The sequence below is a fragment of the Bacillus sp. SKDU12 genome (assembly GCF_010093085.1).
Lineage (GTDB): Bacteria > Bacillota > Bacilli > Bacillales > Bacillaceae > Bacillus > Bacillus mexicanus.
In genome coordinates this window covers 213,437-231,542 of sequence record NZ_MSRC01000017.1, presented here as the reverse complement: position 1 = coordinate 231,542, position 18,106 = coordinate 213,437, and the positions used below count along the sequence as shown (strand labels likewise).

Below are 18,106 nucleotides of genomic sequence, written 5' to 3'. Positions count from 1 at the left end.
CTATCACTTTGAAGCCGATGAGGCCGGCCGCACTCCGGACGCGTCTTGTCAAAATAAGAAATATCTTTGTCCAAGCGGAACGTAATCGACAGGCTGGCAAGACAATTCCTCTCCGTCAGCGAAGACCTGATAGGTTTTCGGATCAACCTCTATCTTCGGCAAAGCTGCGTTCAATTTCATATCCAGCTTGCTCAGCTTTCTGATATGTTTGACCGGAGAGATTCTTTTTTCCAGACCTAATTCTTCCGCTACACCCCGCTCAATGCCAGCCTGAGACATAAATGTAATGGAGGTTGAGCGATTGGCTTTTCCGTAAGACGCATACATCTGGCGCATAAACACCGGTTCCGGGGTCGGGATGGACGCGTTCGGATCCCCCATTTGCGCACGTGCAATCATTCCGCCCTTCAAAACCAATTCCGGTTTCACACCGAAAAATACCGGGTCCCACAGAACGAGATCAGCAAGCTTCCCTTTTTCCACCGAACCGACTTCATGGCTGAGCCCGTGCGTAATCGCCGGATTAATTGTGTATTTGGCAACATAGCGTTTTGCGCGCACATTGTCGTTCCCGTTTTCTCCAGCTAGAGCGCCGCGCTGCTTTTTCATTTTGTCTGCTACCTGCCAGGTGCGGATGATCACTTCACCGACCCGTCCCATCGCTTGGGAATCCGATGATGTCATGCTGATCGCTCCGATATCATGGAGAATATCCTCTGCCGCAATGGTCGCAGCCCTGATTCTGGAATGGCTGAACGCCACATCTTCGGGCACCTTCGCATCTAAATGGTGGCAGACCATCATCATGTCAAGATGCTCCTCCATCGTATTGACGGTATAAGGAATGGTTGGCGTTGTGGATGACGGCAGAATGTTCGCATAAGAGGCGAGCTTCATAATATCCGGGGCGTGGCCGCCGCCTGCTCCTTCAATATGATAGGTATGAATGACCCGATCCCCGATCGCGTCGAGCGTGTTTTCCAAAAAGCCCGCCTCGTTAAGCGTATCGGTATGGATGGCAACTTGAATATCAGCTTCATCCACCACTTCCATGCACGTTTTAATGGCGCGCGGCGTCGTACCCCAGTCTTCATGAAGCTTAAGGCCGATGGCGCCTGCTTCCACCTGCTCAATCAGCGGCGCTTTATCAGATGCATTCCCTTTTCCTAAGAAGCCGACATTGATCGGAAACTCCTCGGCCGCTTCCAGCATCCTTGCCATATACCACGCGCCGGATGTACATGTTGTCGCTTTGCTTCCTGTAGCGGGTCCTGTTCCGCCACCCAAAAGTGTCGTCACACCTGAAGAAAGCGCAACCTCCATCTGCTGAGGGCAAATAAAGTGAATGTGCGTATCCACTCCTCCGGCTGTTACGATTTTGCCTTCACCGGAAATCACCTCTGTGCCCGCGCCGATGACCATAGTCGGAGTGACTCCGTCCATGATATCAGGATTTCCGCTTTTTCCGACGCCGACAATCCGGCCGTCTTTCACACCGATATCAGCTTTGACAATACCTGTGTAATCTAATAATACGACATTGGTGATGACCAAATCCAAAGCGCCGTCTTTTGCTGTGATTCTGCCGTTTTGGCCCATGCCGTCGCGGATCGTTTTTCCGCCGCCGAAGATCATTTCTTCACCATATACAGTAAAATCCTTTTCGACTTCGATCCATAAATCTGTATCGCCCAATCTGATTTTATCGCCCGTCGTCGGGCCAAACAGCTCCGCATATTGCTCCCGTGACATGTTCATCGGATCACCCCCTCCATCCAGCCCGCTTGATGTAAATTGGCTGACGTTTTTCCTTTGCCGCGTTCATCGATAAACGTGTCGGCCATTCCGTTCAGGCCTCTGATTGTCTTACGTCCTCCGATTTCCACGAGCACAACCGTTTTCTGCTCGTCCGGCTCAAAACGGACCGACGTGCCTGATGGAACATCAAGACGCATGCCGATCGTCCGCTCCCGGTCAAATGATAATGCCCCGTTGGCTTCAGCAAAATGAAAATGCGAGCCGACTTGAATTGAGCGTGATCCAGTGTTTTTTACTGTTACCTCCCGTGTCTCGCGTCCTTCATTAATCGTAATGGTTCCCTCAGCGATTTGGAGTGCTCCCGGTTTCATGACTTCACCTCCGCAGAAATGGGCTGATGTATCGTGACAAGCTTCACTCCATCAGGAAATGTGGCCTCTACTTGAATGCTGTCCAGCATCTCAGGCACACCCTCCATCACGTCTTTTTCCGTTAACACATGTCGGCCGGCTTCCATTAACTCCGATACACGCTTCCCATCACGTGCGCCTTCCATAATAAAACAGGTGATATAAGCAGCAGCCTCAGGATAGTTCAGCAGAACGCCCCGTGCTTTTCGCTGTTTGGCTAATTCCCCCGCTGCAAAAATGAGCAATTTCTCTTGTTCAACCGGTGTCAGTTTCATCTGTCGTCCTCCTCTTTTTTCATATAAAGCAGATTCGCTTACTGTGAATTTGCAGAACATGCAGGCGGGACATCACCTCCCTTTCTTCAGGTGTGAAAATCATACAGTAAGATGACTTTCAATGCGGTGAGCTGTTTCTTCATCAGCTTTCCCATAGTCAACAACCGTTCCCCTACCGATTACATAAAGGTAGCCAGCACATAATAATGCGTTTTCCAGCCTGCGCTCGACTAATATATCGATTGATGTTACAAAAGTTAACAACTTATGTCATTATTATATAGAAAAGGATTATAAAATAATAGAATATTGAAAAAATTTATATGGTTTAACTAAATCGATTTCTATTTTTGTTACATTTATTCACATCAACAAAGTTTCACAAAAAAAGACAAGAAACATATCGTTTCCTGCCTTTTCCGTATGATTAATCTTTATTTGTGAATGTATCCTTTGCTTTGCCGACATCCTTTTGGATCTCGCCTTTCGCCTTATCTTTTTTGCCTTCAGCCTGCATGTCCGCTTTATTGGTCATGTCCCCGACTTTATCCTTTGCTTCTCCTTTGGCTTTATTGAAGCCGCCTTTCATTTTATCTTTTACACTATCGTTACTCATGTTTATTCTCTCCCTTCATTTATGTGTGTACTTGTTATGTTCCCGATTCAAGAGACAGTAAACATTTGAAGGTTAATGATCGATCTCATAGCGCTCTCCGTAGCGAAGCACCTTGTAAATCGCAAGCCCGTCTGATGACTTTTTCTCTGAATATCGAACCGGCAGCAAGGCGAAAAACACATAATACGTAGAAAAGTAGACAAACTGATAAAAAAACATATTCGGTGTTAATACACTGTGTGTAATCAGAAAATTGATCGCAAAAATTGTGATAAGGTTAAACAAGCTGCCTCCCCCATACACGAGTGCACGCGATAAACGATTGTCAGTTTTCAAATCACCAAACCTGCAAAAGGAATCTATGAAATAGATCGCTCTGACCCGGATCGGCCCAATCTTGAACAGCGTTTTTCCCATCCCAATATCCAATGATCCTTTTCCGCCAAAAATAAGGGCCATGAAGCTGTGCCCTGAAACATGAATGATCTGTACAAGCGGCAGAACAATGAGGAAAGACCATAAAAACTTCACCATATCATTGAAACCAAACATCAAATTCCCCCTCACGCCTATCAATGAACCATGCATCATCTATCTAAATCCGACTATATGAATGTGATCAAAAGCATATATATCGATTTTTCCTGTTCTGTCTGGAAATAAACGTTCCGATGCTCACCTTTTTTTGTATATAAAAAAACCATCTGCCAGCAGATGGTTTTATTTCACACTTGATATAAACAGTCATTCCTTTGGATCATCTTTCTCATGCTGTCCGCTTTTTCATAAAAATACACCGCTTCTTTGTAGTGTTCATGATGACTGAGATAGGAGGCAGCATCCAAAGCGAATTCTTCAATATATACGAAAAGCCCTTTTTCTTCCATATAGTGGAACACTTCTTGAATCATATCCATATTGACAGACTCCACATATAAGGCCTGCAAAAATTTATATTTCGCCAAACTGAAAAAGTCATTTCGCTTTTGTGCAATAGCAATCCCTTTTTCATAGTAATGCATCGCAGCTTTGATATCTTGCTTTTTGAAAAGAACGCGAGTCAGGCTGAAGAGTGCTTTGGGGAGCTGTTCCAGCTGATGCTCTTCAAAGACAGGGAGTGCTTTTTCAAAGTATTCCGCAGCTTGATCCAGGTCTCCTTTGTCATCATAGCCATTCCCGATATTATAGAGGGCTGCTCCGATCAACCGAGGCTGTCCTTCCAATAAGGCAAGGCGATACGCGTCATTCAAATGTACAAGCGCTTTTTCATAGTTTCTATAGTCAATGTAGTTTCCTGATATGACGAAATGACATTGAATTCTTCTGACTCTGTAAAAATCGTGGACCTTGTACTTCTCAAGCGCCTGTACGGCATGGTTCATAGAAAAATGCGTTTGCTTCATGATATAAAAAACTTCCGCGACTTTGAAGTGAAATTCCGCTCTTTCAATTTCATCTTCTACAAAAGCGAGCATCTTCTCAGCTTTTCGATAAAAGGATATGGCCGAGATGTAATTGTTTTGTTCAAATTCGTACATTCCTCTGAACAAGTGAAAATAGTACTCAGATAATCCTGAAATGCTGTTCTGATTGCTTTCCAGCGTTTTAATCAATTCACGATATTGAAGCTGGGATTCCTCGTGCAGGTCAGGCTTTACATAATCCAGCATAATTTGGTGCCGATAACTGATGAGCTGATAATACAAGAGAAGCAACTGGTCCTCTTCCATCTGTTCTATGTCTTGATCAATCTCTTCCTTCAGCTTAACGGCATCAGCCACTTGAAATGCTAAAATGCACTTATACCACTTATTGATTTTCACTCCTACTTGAGATGACGGGATTTCGTACGCGGCCATGCCCCTCCAACCCTTTCTATTTTCTAATTGGTTATATTTTATCATAATGTATGGCTTTGGAATTAAAATTTTCTTACAATGATTCCTTCCTTTTGCCTATCTTTATATACTTCGGTTTTTGTAAGTATTTTTTGCACTTTAATGTTTATAAAAAAAGCTTACCGGAAAGTGCCGATAAGCTTTTTACATTTAACCGCCGATATAAGACATTTCCACTTTCTTTTTGTCCGATGCTTTTGACAGCGTACGGTCGACTGAATACTGATCAATCCGGTTTTTCCATACGGTGCCGATCATTTCTGATAATTCGTCATCGCTTAATTCTTGCCGAACCGGTCCTCTGAGGTCATATCCGCTTGAGGCGAATAAGCAGGTAAACAGCTCCCCTCTCGCAGATAAGCGGGCCCTGTTGCACGATCCGCAGAACGCATCGGATACAGACGATATGACCCCGATTTCTCCAGATCCGTCTAAGTAGCGGAATCTGAAAGCGACTTCACCTTTATAATTCGGCGCTATCTGTTCAACCGGCATGTGTTCATTGATCAATTCAATGATTTCCGCCTTAGTCATGACATCTTTCTTTTCCCATTGATTGGTGTTTCCTACGTCCATAAATTCAATGAATCTCAGAATATGCCCTTTTTCCTTAAAATAACGGGCCATAGGCAGTATATCTTTTTCATTGACGCCCTTTTGGACGACCATGTTGATCTTCACACCGAGCCCCGCTTGCTTCGCCGCTTCAATGCCTTCCAGCACCTTGCTGACCGAAACTCCGCGTCCGTTTATCTTTTTAAAACGCTCGTCCTCTAAGGAATCGAGGCTGATCGTGACCCTTTTCAGACCGGCTACCTTGAGCCTTTTCGCATAAACAGGCAGCAATGATCCGTTTGTTGTCATTGCAATATCACGTACACCCGGAATGCGGGCGAGTTTTTTGATTAATTCCGGCATATCCTTTCTCATGAGAGGCTCTCCGCCTGTTAAACGGATTTTTTCAACGCCGAATTTTGTGACAAACAGTGTCGCAAGCCGCTCCATCTCCTCAAACGAAAGCAGCTCCTCTTTCTTTAAGAAAGGATAATCCGGGCCGAATAATTCCGCAGGCATACAGTACGTGCATCGGAAGTTGCAGCGGTCTGTAACAGAAATACGAAGGTCTCTCAGCGGTCTGTTCCTCTTATCCAGCATCTGATGCGATTCTGTAACCATAGCTACAGCCCCTTCCTATCCCCTGATTCTCTCGGGATGTGTATATACATTAAATGATTCGTTTCTGACAAATCCGATCGCTGTGATATTTAATTCCTCCGCCATTTGAATCGCAAGCTCTGTCGGCGCCGATTTGGAAATGACGATCGACACGCCGATTTTTGCCGCTTTCAACAGAACTTCTGATGAGATTCTGCCGCTAAATACAATCAGTTTGTCACGGACGGACATCCCGTTCAGAAGACAGTGGCCGTATAATTTATCAAGCGCGTTGTGCCTGCCGATATCTGTGCGCATCAACAGCAGCTTTTCTGTGTCGCAAAGCGCCGCATTGTGGACGCCTCCCGTATCTTGAAATGTTCCGCTCCCTTGCTGCATGTCTTTCATAAGCGCTAGACATGCTTCAGGTGATACCTTGATTTGGCTGACAGCCGTTTTAGCGGTTTTGACATCCTGCTGAAAATAAAAATGGCGGCCCTTTCCGCAGCATGAGCCGATCACCCGTTTCGTATAATCCTTTTGATCTAATGTCTCCGGATGAACGAGATCGACATAAACAAACCCGAGACTTTCATCTATTGTAAACCTTTTAATCTCTTTTTGAAATCGAATTACACCCTCAGATGCTAGAAATCCGATGACAAGCTCTTTGATATGCTCCGGCGTACAAACAAGCGTCACAAATTCACTTCCGTTCAGTATCACTGTCAAAGGGTATTCTGTCACCATTTGGTCTTCTACTTTGCTGATTTCCCCTTGTTCATAGCGCCATACATCCCTAACCGCAGTTACTTTATCGTTCAACTTCTCTTCCCCTCCACAATGTTCCTGCCATTATATTTTTTCATAATCCACGGATTTTGTCGAATTATGATACATACAAATAGCCCTTTATATAAAGGGCTTTCACAGGATGTGATAACAGCGTATCAAGGAACGGCGCCTAAACATTTAGCCGCCGTTCCTTGATACGCTGAGAGCCCTCTGTATAGAGGGCTCTATGTTTGATTGTGCTGCTGATTCTTTTTCAAGACCACAAACAGCACAATAGCTGCAACTAATGTGAGAATGCTGACAAAAAAGAAGGCTGCCAGTTTCAGAAAAACACCGAGCAATACGAACGCCACGGCGGCAATAAGAAAAAGCACTCCTAATAATTTCATATGTTCAACCCCTTTTAAAGGGTATCATTCCCGCTCAGGCTGCTTTTAAACCAAAGAAAAAGGCGCCTGGAGAGCGCCTTCAAAAATCGTTACTCATTAAACTTCTGTGCTTCTTTTTCCCAAGTCTGTTTAAACTCATCCGCGCTGTCCGCTGAAATATATTCACCGCCGCCAGCAACAGCCGCCTGTTTCATTTTTTCATTTCCTTTCATATCAAAGTTGAAACCAATGATGTTAACAATGGTTTCTACATTCGATTCACGAAGCTTTTCAATTTCCGCTGCAGGGTCTCCGCCGCATGTTTCTTCACCATCAGTGATGACGTACACTACGTTTTTTCCATCAGCATCAAATGATTCAAATTCTTTTCTTGTATCTGCAAGGGCTTTAGCAATCGGTGTCCAGCCAGTCGGCTTGATCGCACTCAATGAATTGTCAAACAGCGACCCTTCATATGGATGAAGAGCATAAATGGTTTCTGTCGTGCTGCATGAGAGAGCTTTGCCGGACAGCTTATTATTCCCTGCATGTCCGAAAACCCGAAGCATAAGATTTGTATTCTCGGGAAGCAGATCAGCAAATGACTTTACTGATTTTTTGGCAATGTCTATTTTGCGCTCCCCCCCTGTTTTTTGATTCATACTTCCGCTTCCATCAAATAAAACAGCAACATTTGTGTCAGCTTGTTTCTCAGCGGCAAATGACGGGAATGCAAAAGAGACAGTCAGCAATCCAATGAGACCGGCAGCCAGAAATTTTTTCATATTAATCTTCCTTTCTTTAACTTATTTTCCAACTATATCAGTTGGATTCCTCTTTATGCTAGAATACGAAAATGAAAAAAGATATAGGGCAAGCTGCCTTTTGTGCTGCTTCCCCCTCTATTCACCATCGCTTGAGTGCCGGTGATTTTTAGCCTTTTTCGCCCAGAAAACATATATAAACTGAGACATCATTCATTCTTTTTTCGTCTTGATTATGACAGAGAAACGAAAATCTGCTACTATGCTACAGGCAGAAAGCTACTTTTCACATACAAAAAAAGAGGCTGATCACTATCAGCCCTCTTTTTTCTTATTTAGATAACATTAGGGATTGCTGCGTGAAGATTTTCTCAACATCTTCTTGCGTATAAGCCGGGAAGTATTCACCGCCGCCTACTTTCGCAATTGCGTTCAGCTGGCCTTTATAGCCCTCTTTATAATCAAAACCGATCACATTAACAGTGATATTGTCTTTTTGCAGTTCTTCTGCTGTTTTAATCGGGTTTCCTCCGCACGTTTCCTCACCATCTGTCAGCAGGTAGACTACTTTTTCCCCTTCTGTATCAAGCTGATCAAAAGAAGATTTCGCCTCATTCAGCGCTTTGGCAATCGGCGTCCAGCCAGTCGGTCCAATTGTATTAAGAGAATTGAGGAAGCTTTGCTCGTTAAAGCTTTGGAAGCCGTATACGTTACGGATCGCTTCACATGACTGAACTTTTCCGGAATTTTTATTGTTTCCTTCTGAACCAAATACACTCATTTTCACCTGAGTTCCTTCCGGCAGCGAGCTTGCAAAATTAGAAATTTCTTCTTTAGCTGAATTAAATTTAGATACACCGTCTATTCTTTTCGCCATACTTCCGCTGGCATCAAGCAAGACTGCAACATTTGCCGGAGCTTCAGCCTCCGATTCTTTCTTTTCAGCCGCAAAAGCAGGTGAAGCTAATCCGAATAACAAGCCTGTCATCATGATCAATGAAAATCTTTTTTTCATATCCTTACCCCTTTACAAGTTTGTTTCTGCGCGCAGTTGTTCAACGCTGAACATAATTAATCGTAATCGACAAAAACAGAGAATGAAATAGGGCGGCCTACCCCATTGCTGTTGTTTACTTTTGCATAGAAATCTTGGTTTTATTAGTGATTTGCACCTAACACTATCATGAAAAAAGAAGATTGCCGGTCTTTCGGCTTTCGTTATATGAGTCTGTCGAAGTCTGTCGCAATATGTGGATTACTTTACCACAGGAAAAAAGGATCAATTCCCTTTATCATCATTAAGACTGTCAGGAGTTTATCTAAATGGTTTCATTCGTCCTAAGACAAAAGATACTCATAACAGAAAAAAGACGCTTCATTGAGCGTCTCTGCTTATTTCTTCGCCATATATTTATTCAAAAATGAGTTTGCGTCAGATATTTGTGTGCCTTTGTAATAGTACTTCACAATTTGATCAACCGTTTTGCCTTCTTGCGCCATAAAATTCGCACCATATTGGCTCATGCCCACACCGTGTCCGAATCCTTTTGTCGTGACAGTGATGGTATCTCCGCTTCGCTTCCATTCAAAGTCCGCTGAATTGAGACCCAGCTTTTCACGTATGTCTCTTCCTTTCAGCGTCTTGCCGTTAATGATGGCTGTTGCAACCTGACGGCCCGGTGTCTCTCCGGTGATCTGTCCGACTGCACTGGCTCCATCCAGTTTGACGCCAAGTTTTTGCTCAAATTCTGTTGCTGTGAAAGTTTTCGTGGCCTTAAATTTCGGGGACTTTTTATCCCATGAGCTTTTGACGCTTTTCAAATACGGGATGACACTTGTCCAATAGGCTTCTGCATTCTCTGTGTAGCCATTGCTTGTAGAGAAAAAGGCAGCTTCAATCGGCTGGTTATTGTACGTTAAGATTTTGCCTTGCGTGCTGGCTACCGCATCTGTGATCTTCTTCAATTTTGCTTCATAGCTGGAGCCCCACTGTTTTTTTAGCTCTGCTTTGCTTTTATACACTTGGAACATCTGTGTATCATCCACCAGCGATCCTTTAGGAGCCTCTACTGCTGAATTCGACACCATCAGTCTGACGATGAACGTTCTGGCGGCGAGAGCTTGGGCTTTCAGCGCTTCAGGTTTAAAGGTTGCCGGCATTTCAGAGGCAACGACTCCAATGACATACTCTTCAAGCGGAATCTCTTCTACGGATTGTTTTGCGGTTCGATAGACGGGAATAGAAACAGGCGACGCCTTCAATGTTGCCGTTCCTTTTGATACTGGTTTCGTCCTGATTGCTGCTTTACTTGATTCTACAGCGGCCCCCGCTTCTTTATTATGCTGGTACGGAATGACCAAAAGCGTGGGTACTAAGAGAATCAAAGCACATAGTACAGATAGTGTGATTACGAATTGTTTCATATTTAGCTGCCTCCTGCTCGGGATTCGACTCTAGTCTAGTCTATGGGCAGGGACATGCTAATATGACTCTCGTTTTGGACAGAAACTTTATTTGTTATTTACGTATTCTTTTTTGTTGCATTGCGCATAATGATGATAGTACAAAAAAATTAAAAAGCAGTATGTCAGATTGACACACTGCTTTTTAAATCCTTTATGCGTTTAAGTCAGAAACAACTTCTTTGTTCTCTTGCTCAGAAGCAGACTCATCATTTACACGTTCGATGTCTGCGCCAATAGCTGCAAGCTTCTGATGGAAGTCAACGTAACCGCGGTCTAAGTGCTTCAGTTCAGTAACACGTGTATGACCTTCAGCTACTAACCCCGCAAGAATCAGCGCTGCACCTGCACGCAAGTCAGTCGCTGCAACTTCAGCTCCCTGAAGCTGTACAGGACCATTAATGATGACAGAACGACCTTCAATCTTGATATCACCATTCATACGACGGAATTCTTCCGCATGCATAAAACGGTTTTCAAAAACGGTTTCTGTAATCATGCTTGTGCCGCTTGCACGAAGCAAAAGCGCCATCATTTGTGACTGCATATCAGTCGGGAAGCCTGGGTGAGGCATTGTTTTAATGTCGATCGGTTTGAGTTCTTTCGGACCGATGACACGCAGGCCTTCACCTTCATCCTTAATCGTTACACCCATTTCTTCCATTTTGGCAATTAAAGAAGTGAGGTGTTCAGGAACCGCACCTTTAACTAATACGTTTCCTTCAGTGATTGCAGCGGCAACCATAAATGTGCCCGCTTCAATGCGATCAGGAATAATATGATGTTTTACACCGTGAAGCTTTTCGACTCCTTCAATTTTGATGGTGCCGGTGCCAGCTCCGCGGATTTTTCCGCCCATTCCGTTGATATAGTTCGCTAAATCAACGATTTCGGGTTCTTTCGCCACGTTCTCCAGCGTTGTTGTTCCCTCAGCTAGAGCTGCTGCCATAATAAGGTTCTCTGTAGCTCCTACACTCGGGAAGTCCAGATAGATTTTTGCGCCTTGCAGACGGCCTTTTACTTCAGCTTCGATGAAGCCATTGCCGACTTTGATTTCTGCGCCCATTGCTTCAAAACCTTTTAAATGCTGATCAATCGGTCTGGAACCAATTGCGCATCCGCCTGGAAGCGCAACTCTTGCATGACCTGTACGCGCAAGAAGCGGCCCCATGACAAGCACAGACGCACGCATTTTACGCACATATTCAAAAGGTGCTTCAGTTTGCAAAGCGTATGAAGCATTTACAGTCACTTCATTATTCTCAAAATGCACATCTGCTCCTAAATGACGCAACACTTCGTTAATTGTATATACATCGGAGAGCGTAGGTACATCACAAATTACGCTTTTTTCTTCACTTGCTAATAAAGCTGCAGCGATAACAGGTAAAACGGCATTTTTAGCGCCTTCAACTTTGACTGTGCCGTTTAACTTTTGACCGCCGCGGACGATGATTTTTTCCAAGGTATTCCCCTCCGCGTCCCTAAATTCTCTATATTAATATTCAGTCGTAACGATCGGTGTGCCAACCGTAACGGTATGTTTTTCGCCCATTCCTGCACTTCTAAGTGCAATTTGCAAATTCATTTTATGTTTCGAAGTCATGATGGACTCTTCCCACTCATCTGTCAACGCAGAAATAGAAACGAAATTTGGCTCAACTACATGTTCTACAGATCTTGCTTGAAATTCGTTTGATAACTGACTTGCTTTTTTTTGCAAAACAATATTCATATTATCATTTAAATGACCATTTAGACAAGTAAAAATAACTACTTTTTCTTGGAATATCCCGAGTGTCTCCCGTTCAAACTGTTCATATGTATCATTCCAGCTCATCGGTGTCTCAAGACTCATTTGCTCATATAATAAATACGAAGTTGGGTTGTGTTTTTTGAGGGTTGTGACAAGCTGCAGTTTAAAAGAAGTGCGATTTTTTTTGTCATGATATGTGCCAATCGCCTTTACAATTTTATCTTCTTGGGCAATCGCCCAATCATATTGACGATACTTTGATTTTAAACGTTGCACTTTTTGATAAAATTCCTTTTCGCTCAGCGACAAGTTTTGTTTTGCATGCAATGTCCACTTATCTATTGACACACCTTGGCGTTCCATTCCCCCTGCTATTTGCGATAACGGCGTTAACTCACTCGCATGGATGGTATGGAAAACAGCTATAACAAAGCTAAGCATGACAGAAATGATAATACCATGGCTTACTTGTTTTTTCTTCATATTCATCTCTCCCCCTTATCCCCAGTTTTACCGGAGGCAAGAGGCGCCATACGTAAAAATCTTCGTCAAAACTCGAGCTCTATACTACAACCCGCTCCCCAACCATTCCCGTAATGATAGAATACAAAACTATTAAAACAGGTAGGGAAGCTGCTGTGAATAATTAAGGTAATCTAAAAAGAAATTCGCAACGGCCGTTCCAATGGCGATTGTCAGTAAAATCATCAGGAGTCTCGCCTGTATGACTTTTCCTTTTTTAATTAACGGATCGATATTGACGGCTTGGAGCGCCCACCAAGTCACCGCTATAAAAATCAGATGAACGACAATACCAATTGCAGCCTGCTGTCCCAATACACTCATCTCATCGCCTCCTTTTATCCTTTCTCGCATTTATACCCTTTCTTATTATATAAGAAGTAACGATAAAGATGATACTTTTAGATCGAACGGAATAATTATCCAAATATAGGGCTAATCCCCGCTTAAAGTGCGATTCTTTTACATGATATACTTTACTGGAAAGGAGCTGGCAAATGTGAATCCTTCTTTTTTTCAGCCTGAAAAGCAATACGGTGATGATCTGCCAATTTTTAAACAGGAATGGGAAGCAATTGCATTCTATTATGATTATAGACAGTCGCAGATTGAAGAACTGAATGAATTGTGTCGGTTTTATAACATTTCTCTTACTTATACGAGAGAAAGTATTGAAGAGCTTGAAAACCTTTATTTTCAAAGTTTACAAGAGCTTTTGCTTGCTGATTGGAATCTTCCTATTGAAGAATTCGAGAAAATGATCAGTGTTTACCTTATAGATTGCGTGATAGCCCATCATGAAGATGCTGAATGGGTAGTGAAATCTTATCCGTATACAGACGGAGCTTATACAATGGGCTTCAGAAGACATCGAAAATCATGGCATACAATGAATTGCTGTGACCGTTTATATATGAGGCAAAAAGAGAGTCAGCCGCTTCTGTCGCTGTTTGATTCTCTTGTGCGTTCATAAAAAAAATCCTTCTCTTATGAGAAGGATTTTTTTCTTATTTCCCTGCTACATCCAATCTGTTCAAAGCCCGCTGTAATGCAAGCTCAGCCCGACGAATGTCAGTATCATCTGATTCAGAATTCAAACGCTCCTGCGCCCGCTGACGTGCAGCTTCAGCGCGCTCTTGATCGATGCCTTCCGCTGTCTCTGCAGCTTGAGCAAGGATGGTAACCTGTTCAGGACGGACTTCTACAAACCCGCCGCTGACGGCAACCAATTCAGTCTGTCCGTCTTTTTTCAGGCGGACAGCGCCGATTGTAAGAGGAGCCACGGTCGGAATATGGCCTGGCAAAATACCGAGATCGCCGCTTTCGGCTCTCACGCTCACCATTTCGATATCCGCATCGTATACTGGGCCGTCGGGAGTAACGATATTGACTTTAACGGTCTTCATGCTTTTACCCTCCTAGGACCAGATTAAACTTCTACACCCATTTCTTTTGCTTTCTCAATAACTTCTTCGATACGGCCTACAAGACGGAACGCATCTTCAGGAAGATGGTCGTATTTGCCGGCTAAGATTTCTTTGAAGCCTTGAACCGTTTCTTTTACAGGCACGTAAGAACCTTTTTGTCCAGTGAACTGTTCAGCCACGTGGAAGTTTTGAGAAAGGAAGAACTGAATACGGCGTGCGCGTTGAACGACAAGCTTGTCTTCATCACTCAATTCATCCATACCGAGAATCGCAATGATATCTTGAAGTTCTTTGTAACGCTGAAGCGTAGACTGTACTTCACGGGCAACCGCATAATGCTCTTCTCCGACAATTTCAGGAGCAAGGGCGCGTGATGTTGAAGCCAACGGATCAACCGCAGGGTAAATACCCATCTCAGTTAATTTACGCTCAAGGTTTGTTGTCGCATCCAAGTGAGCGAACGTTGTTGCCGGCGCCGGGTCAGTGTAGTCATCGGCAGGCACGTAGATCGCCTGGATAGATGTAACTGATCCAACGTTGGTAGACGTGATACGCTCTTGAAGCTGACCCATTTCAGTCGCAAGCGTCGGCTGATAACCAACCGCTGAAGGCATACGGCCAAGAAGGGCAGAAACCTCTGAACCCGCTTGTGTGAAACGGAAAATGTTATCGATAAAGAACAGTACGTCCTGTCCTTGTACATCACGGAAGTGCTCAGCCATTGTAAGACCTGTCAAAGCAACACGCATACGTGCGCCCGGCGGCTCGTTCATTTGTCCGAATACCATGGCTGTTTTGTTGATTACGCCAGAGTCGCTCATTTCGTAGAAAAGGTCGTTTCCTTCACGAGTACGCTCCCCTACACCGGCGAATACAGAGATACCGCCGTGCTCTTGCGCGATATTGTTGATTAATTCCTGGATTAATACGGTTTTACCTACACCGGCACCGCCGAACAATCCGATCTTACCGCCCTTGATGTACGGAGCGAGCAAGTCAACAACTTTAATGCCTGTTTCAAGAATTTCAACTTCTGTTGAAAGCTGATCAAATGAAGGCGCCTGTCTGTGGATCGGATCCTTTTTCGCATCCGCAGGAAGCGGCTCATTCAAATCAATATTTTCTCCGAGTACGTTAAATACACGGCCTAATGTTACATCACCAACCGGTACTGAGATTGGCGCTCCTGTATCTACAGCTTCCATTCCGCGCTGAACGCCATCCGTAGATGCCATTGCGATTGTACGGACTGTATCATCACCTAAGTGAAGAGCGACCTCAAGCGTCAATTCAATACCTACTTCGTTTTCACCAGCTGGCTGTGAAATGTTAATCGCATTATAAATTTCAGGCAAGTGACCGTCTTCAAAACGCACGTCGACGACCGGTCCTAATACCTGGCTAACGCGTCCTTTCTTCATCGCTATCCCTCCTGACAAAATCTTTCTATTCTAAAGCGGCTGCTCCGCCGACAATTTCCGTAATTTCCTGTGTGATAGCTGCTTGGCGAGCGCGGTTGTAAGAAAGCGAAAGTGAATCAATAAGATCCTTCGCGTTGTCTGTCGCGTTTTTCATCGCCGTCATTCTCGCAGCGTGCTCACTTGCTTTACTGTCAAGAAGCGCACCGAAGATTAAGCTTTCTGCATATTGAGGAAGCAAAACCTCCAGAACCTCCTCTTCAGACGGTTCAAATTCATAAGACGCCGTTCTCTTTGTACCGCCGTTGCCCAAATCAGATAACGGCAGAAGTTTTTTCTCCGTTACTTCTTGAGAAATGGCACTGACATAATGGTTATACACAAGGTGCAGTTCATCAAACGCACCATCTATAAACATTTGGATTGTTTGCCGGGCAAGATCCTTAATTTCTGTGAATGTTACTTCATCACCAAGTCCTGTTAACTCGGAAATGATCGGAACCTCACGTTTTTTAAAGAAATCACGGCCTACTCTTCCGATGGCGATTACCGCATACTCATCCTTAGATTGATGACGTTCTTGCATAGCCTGATAAGCACTTCGTAATACCGAACTGTTAAAAGCGCCAGCAAGACCGCGATCAGACGTAATGACAAGATATGCCGTCTTTTTCACTTCTCTGCTGAGAAGCATCGGATGCTTCACATTGCCGGAAACTCTCCCGACATTTGACACAACCTCTTGGATCTTATCCATATATGGTACAAATGATTTTGCATTGTTTTCAGCACGATTCAGCTTAGCAGCAGATACCATCTGCATGGCTTTTGTAATCTGGCTCGTTTTTTTCGTTGACGTGATCCTTGACTTAATATCGCGTAATGAGGCCAAAGATTTCACCACCTTTTCTCTTCATCTGCGTAAAAAGAGAGAAAAAGAGAACCTTTTTCTCTCATCAGCATTCGAGTTAGTTGCTTGGTGCAAATGTGCGTTTGAAGCCTTCGATTGCAGCTTTGAAGTCTTCATCAGCAGGAAGGTTTCCTGTTTTCGCAATTCCATCAAGCAGTTCTTTATGGTTTTGGTCAAGGTACATGTAGTACTCTTCTTCAAAACGTCTGATATCCGCTACAGGAATATCATCAAGATATCCTTTTGTCAGCGCATAAAGAATGGCTACTTGCTTTTCAACCGGAAGCGGCTTGTTCAGATCCTGCTTCAGCACTTCAACTGTACGCGCACCGCGATTCAATTTCGCCTGAGTCGCCTGATCGAGGTCAGATCCGAATTGAGCGAATGCTTCCAGCTCACGGTATGACGCAAGGTCAAGACGCAAAGTTCCAGATACTTTTTTCATCGCTTTGATCTGCGCTGAACCGCCGACACGAGATACAGACAGCCCGGCGTTGATCGCTGGACGTACGCCTGAGAAGAACAAATCAGATTGCAGGAAGATCTGTCCGTCGGTGATGGAAATGACGTTCGTCGGAATATAAGCAGAAATATCTCCGGCTTGTGTTTCTACGAACGGCAGAGCTGTAATTGATCCTGCGCCTTTCGCGTCGCTAAGCTTTGCTGCACGCTCAAGCAAACGGGAATGAAGGTAGAATACATCCCCAGGGAACGCTTCACGGCCTGGCGGACGGCGAAGAAGCAAGGACAGCTCACGATAAGCAGCCGCTTGTTTAGAAAGATCATCGTATACCACAAGAACGTGCTTGCCGTTGTACATGAATTCTTCTGCCATTGTAACCCCTGCATACGGAGCCAGGTACAGAAGCGGTGCCGGCTGTGACGCAGACGCCGTTACAACGATTGTATAATCAAGCGCGCCGTGCTTACGCAATGTTTCTACTACACCGCGGACTGTTGATTCTTTTTGACCGATCGCTACGTATACGCAAATCATATCTTGGTCTTTTTGGTTTAAAATCGAATCGATCGCAACAGACGTTTTACCTGTTTGACGGTCACCGATGATCAGCTCACGTTGGCCGCGGCCGATTGGAATCAGGGCATCGATCGCTTTAATACCAGTTTGAAGCGGTTCATGAACGGATTTACGGTCCATAACACCTGGCGCGTTGCTTTCGATCGGACGTGTTTTGCTTGTAAGAATCGGGCCAAGTCCGTCTACAGGCTGGCCTAATGGATTCACAATACGGCCGATTAGTTCTTCACCGACAGGAACCTCCATGATGCGGCCTGTTCTTTTCACTTCGTCTCCCTCACGGATTTCACCGAAAGGTCCTAAGATGACGATACCTACGTTTGATTCTTCAAGGTTTTGAGCCATACCCAAAACACCGTTTGAAAATTCGACAAGTTCACCGGCCATACAATTGTCAAGGCCATGTACACGAGCAATACCATCACCGACTTGGATGACTGTACCTACGTCTTGAACTTCAATATCAGATTGATAATCTTGTATTTGCTGTTTTATCAGCGTGCTAATCTCTTCAGCTTTGATGCTCACTTAG

20 protein-coding genes are annotated in these 18,106 nt (G+C 44.2%); 1 reads left to right on the top strand and 19 read right to left on the bottom strand.

What is annotated here, in order from left to right; translation table 11 throughout:
- Positions 1 to 48 precede the first annotated feature (48 nt).
- The 15 genes from ureC to BTW01_RS15350 all read right to left on the bottom strand — a co-directional run bounded on the left by ureC (position 49) and on the right by BTW01_RS15350 (position 13,104).
- Positions 49 to 1,758, bottom strand: coding sequence for an urease subunit alpha (ureC, locus tag BTW01_RS15420; protein ID WP_162103870.1), 1,710 nt, complete (start codon positions 1,756 to 1,758; stop codon positions 49 to 51).
- The gene (gene ureB, locus BTW01_RS15415; RefSeq protein ID WP_162103869.1) at positions 1,755 to 2,129 is read right to left on the bottom strand and encodes an urease subunit beta; all 375 of its coding nucleotides are present in this window, start codon (positions 2,127 to 2,129) and stop codon (positions 1,755 to 1,757) included. The genes ureC and ureB overlap by 4 nt, the downstream gene beginning before the upstream one ends.
- Positions 2,126 to 2,443, bottom strand: a complete 318-nt coding sequence (gene ureA, locus BTW01_RS15410; RefSeq protein ID WP_162103868.1) for an urease subunit gamma — start codon at positions 2,441 to 2,443, stop codon at positions 2,126 to 2,128. Before ureA ends, ureB begins: the two co-directional genes overlap by 4 nt.
- 427 nt (positions 2,444 to 2,870) lie before the next feature.
- Positions 2,871 to 3,059, bottom strand: coding sequence for a CsbD family protein (locus BTW01_RS15405; RefSeq protein WP_162103867.1), 189 nt, complete (start codon positions 3,057 to 3,059; stop codon positions 2,871 to 2,873).
- A 72-nt stretch (positions 3,060 to 3,131) separates the two neighbouring features.
- Positions 3,132 to 3,611, bottom strand: a complete 480-nt coding sequence (locus tag BTW01_RS15400; RefSeq protein WP_202923608.1) for a hypothetical protein — start codon at positions 3,609 to 3,611, stop codon at positions 3,132 to 3,134.
- A gap of 173 nt (positions 3,612 to 3,784) precedes the next feature.
- The gene (locus BTW01_RS15395; RefSeq protein WP_162103866.1) at positions 3,785 to 4,918 is read right to left on the bottom strand and encodes a tetratricopeptide repeat protein; all 1,134 of its coding nucleotides are present in this window, start codon (positions 4,916 to 4,918) and stop codon (positions 3,785 to 3,787) included.
- 189 nt (positions 4,919 to 5,107) lie between these two features.
- Complete coding sequence (gene moaA / locus BTW01_RS15390; RefSeq protein ID WP_162103865.1) at positions 5,108 to 6,133, bottom strand: GTP 3',8-cyclase MoaA; 1,026 nt, start codon at positions 6,131 to 6,133, stop codon at positions 5,108 to 5,110.
- A gap of 15 nt (positions 6,134 to 6,148) precedes the next feature.
- Entirely contained in the window at positions 6,149 to 6,937 is a 789-nt protein-coding gene (gene fdhD / locus BTW01_RS15385) for a formate dehydrogenase accessory sulfurtransferase FdhD (RefSeq protein WP_162103864.1), read from the bottom strand.
- Positions 6,938 to 7,131: 194 nt separating this feature from the next.
- Entirely contained in the window at positions 7,132 to 7,296 is a 165-nt protein-coding gene (locus BTW01_RS15380; protein ID WP_162103863.1) for a hypothetical protein, read from the bottom strand.
- 89 nt (positions 7,297 to 7,385) lie between these two features.
- Positions 7,386 to 8,060 (bottom strand): vWA domain-containing protein, encoded by a 675-nt coding sequence (locus BTW01_RS15375; protein WP_162103862.1) that lies wholly within the window; start codon positions 8,058 to 8,060, stop codon positions 7,386 to 7,388.
- Between the two features lie 310 nt (positions 8,061 to 8,370).
- Positions 8,371 to 9,054, bottom strand: a complete 684-nt coding sequence (locus BTW01_RS15370) for a vWA domain-containing protein (RefSeq protein ID WP_162103861.1) — start codon at positions 9,052 to 9,054, stop codon at positions 8,371 to 8,373.
- Positions 9,055 to 9,431: 377 nt separating this feature from the next.
- Complete coding sequence (gene spoIID / locus BTW01_RS15365) at positions 9,432 to 10,463, bottom strand: stage II sporulation protein D (RefSeq protein ID WP_162103860.1); 1,032 nt, start codon at positions 10,461 to 10,463, stop codon at positions 9,432 to 9,434.
- A 193-nt stretch (positions 10,464 to 10,656) separates the two neighbouring features.
- Positions 10,657 to 11,967, bottom strand: a complete 1,311-nt coding sequence (murA, locus tag BTW01_RS15360; RefSeq protein WP_162103859.1) for a UDP-N-acetylglucosamine 1-carboxyvinyltransferase — start codon at positions 11,965 to 11,967, stop codon at positions 10,657 to 10,659.
- Between the two features lie 33 nt (positions 11,968 to 12,000).
- Positions 12,001 to 12,741, bottom strand: coding sequence for a YwmB family TATA-box binding protein (locus tag BTW01_RS15355; RefSeq protein ID WP_162103858.1), 741 nt, complete (start codon positions 12,739 to 12,741; stop codon positions 12,001 to 12,003).
- A gap of 132 nt (positions 12,742 to 12,873) precedes the next feature.
- Positions 12,874 to 13,104, bottom strand: a complete 231-nt coding sequence (locus BTW01_RS15350; RefSeq protein ID WP_162103857.1) for a DUF1146 family protein — start codon at positions 13,102 to 13,104, stop codon at positions 12,874 to 12,876.
- Positions 13,105 to 13,279: 175 nt separating this feature from the next.
- On the opposite strand from BTW01_RS15350, the gene BTW01_RS15345 reads away from it, so the two are divergent.
- Positions 13,280 to 13,753 carry a hypothetical protein gene (locus BTW01_RS15345; RefSeq protein WP_162103856.1) on the top strand — a complete coding sequence of 158 codons (474 nt, stop codon included), beginning with the start codon at positions 13,280 to 13,282 and terminating at the stop codon, positions 13,751 to 13,753.
- A gap of 34 nt (positions 13,754 to 13,787) precedes the next feature.
- Here BTW01_RS15345 and BTW01_RS15340 read toward each other — a convergent pair whose 3' ends face one another.
- The 4 genes from BTW01_RS15340 to atpA form a co-directional block, all read right to left on the bottom strand.
- A complete protein-coding gene (locus BTW01_RS15340) occupies positions 13,788 to 14,186 on the bottom strand; it encodes a F0F1 ATP synthase subunit epsilon (RefSeq protein ID WP_162103855.1) in 399 nt (132 codons plus the stop codon).
- A gap of 23 nt (positions 14,187 to 14,209) precedes the next feature.
- Positions 14,210 to 15,628 carry a F0F1 ATP synthase subunit beta gene (gene atpD, locus BTW01_RS15335; protein WP_162103854.1) on the bottom strand — a complete coding sequence of 473 codons (1,419 nt, stop codon included), beginning with the start codon at positions 15,626 to 15,628 and terminating at the stop codon, positions 14,210 to 14,212.
- Positions 15,629 to 15,653: 25 nt separating this feature from the next.
- Complete coding sequence (gene atpG / locus BTW01_RS15330) at positions 15,654 to 16,517, bottom strand: ATP synthase F1 subunit gamma (protein ID WP_162103853.1); 864 nt, start codon at positions 16,515 to 16,517, stop codon at positions 15,654 to 15,656.
- A gap of 76 nt (positions 16,518 to 16,593) precedes the next feature.
- The gene (atpA, locus tag BTW01_RS15325) at positions 16,594 to 18,102 is read right to left on the bottom strand and encodes a F0F1 ATP synthase subunit alpha (RefSeq protein ID WP_162103852.1); all 1,509 of its coding nucleotides are present in this window, start codon (positions 18,100 to 18,102) and stop codon (positions 16,594 to 16,596) included.
- Between the last annotated feature and the right edge of the window lie 4 nt (positions 18,103 to 18,106).

Coding starts and splice junctions, on each gene's coding strand:
- ureC (WP_162103870.1), bottom strand. CDS start 1,758: ATGAACATGTCACGGGAGCAATATGCGGAGCTGTTTGGCCCGACGACG.
- ureB (WP_162103869.1), bottom strand. CDS start 2,129: ATGAAACCGGGAGCACTCCAAATCGCTGAGGGAACCATTACGATTAAT.
- ureA (WP_162103868.1), bottom strand. CDS start 2,443: ATGAAACTGACACCGGTTGAACAAGAGAAATTGCTCATTTTTGCAGCG.
- BTW01_RS15405 (WP_162103867.1), bottom strand. CDS start 3,059: ATGAGTAACGATAGTGTAAAAGATAAAATGAAAGGCGGCTTCAATAAA.
- BTW01_RS15400 (WP_202923608.1), bottom strand. CDS start 3,611: ATGTTTGGTTTCAATGATATGGTGAAGTTTTTATGGTCTTTCCTCATT.
- BTW01_RS15395 (WP_162103866.1), bottom strand. CDS start 4,918: ATGGCCGCGTACGAAATCCCGTCATCTCAAGTAGGAGTGAAAATCAAT.
- moaA (WP_162103865.1), bottom strand. CDS start 6,133: ATGGTTACAGAATCGCATCAGATGCTGGATAAGAGGAACAGACCGCTG.
- BTW01_RS15380 (WP_162103863.1), bottom strand. CDS start 7,296: ATGAAATTATTAGGAGTGCTTTTTCTTATTGCCGCCGTGGCGTTCGTA.
- BTW01_RS15375 (WP_162103862.1), bottom strand. CDS start 8,060: ATGAAAAAATTTCTGGCTGCCGGTCTCATTGGATTGCTGACTGTCTCT.
- BTW01_RS15370 (WP_162103861.1), bottom strand. CDS start 9,054: ATGAAAAAAAGATTTTCATTGATCATGATGACAGGCTTGTTATTCGGA.
- spoIID (WP_162103860.1), bottom strand. CDS start 10,463: ATGAAACAATTCGTAATCACACTATCTGTACTATGTGCTTTGATTCTC.
- BTW01_RS15355 (WP_162103858.1), bottom strand. CDS start 12,741: ATGAAGAAAAAACAAGTAAGCCATGGTATTATCATTTCTGTCATGCTT.
- BTW01_RS15350 (WP_162103857.1), bottom strand. CDS start 13,104: ATGAGTGTATTGGGACAGCAGGCTGCAATTGGTATTGTCGTTCATCTG.
- BTW01_RS15340 (WP_162103855.1), bottom strand. CDS start 14,186: ATGAAGACCGTTAAAGTCAATATCGTTACTCCCGACGGCCCAGTATAC.
- atpD (WP_162103854.1), bottom strand. CDS start 15,628: ATGAAGAAAGGACGCGTTAGCCAGGTATTAGGACCGGTCGTCGACGTG.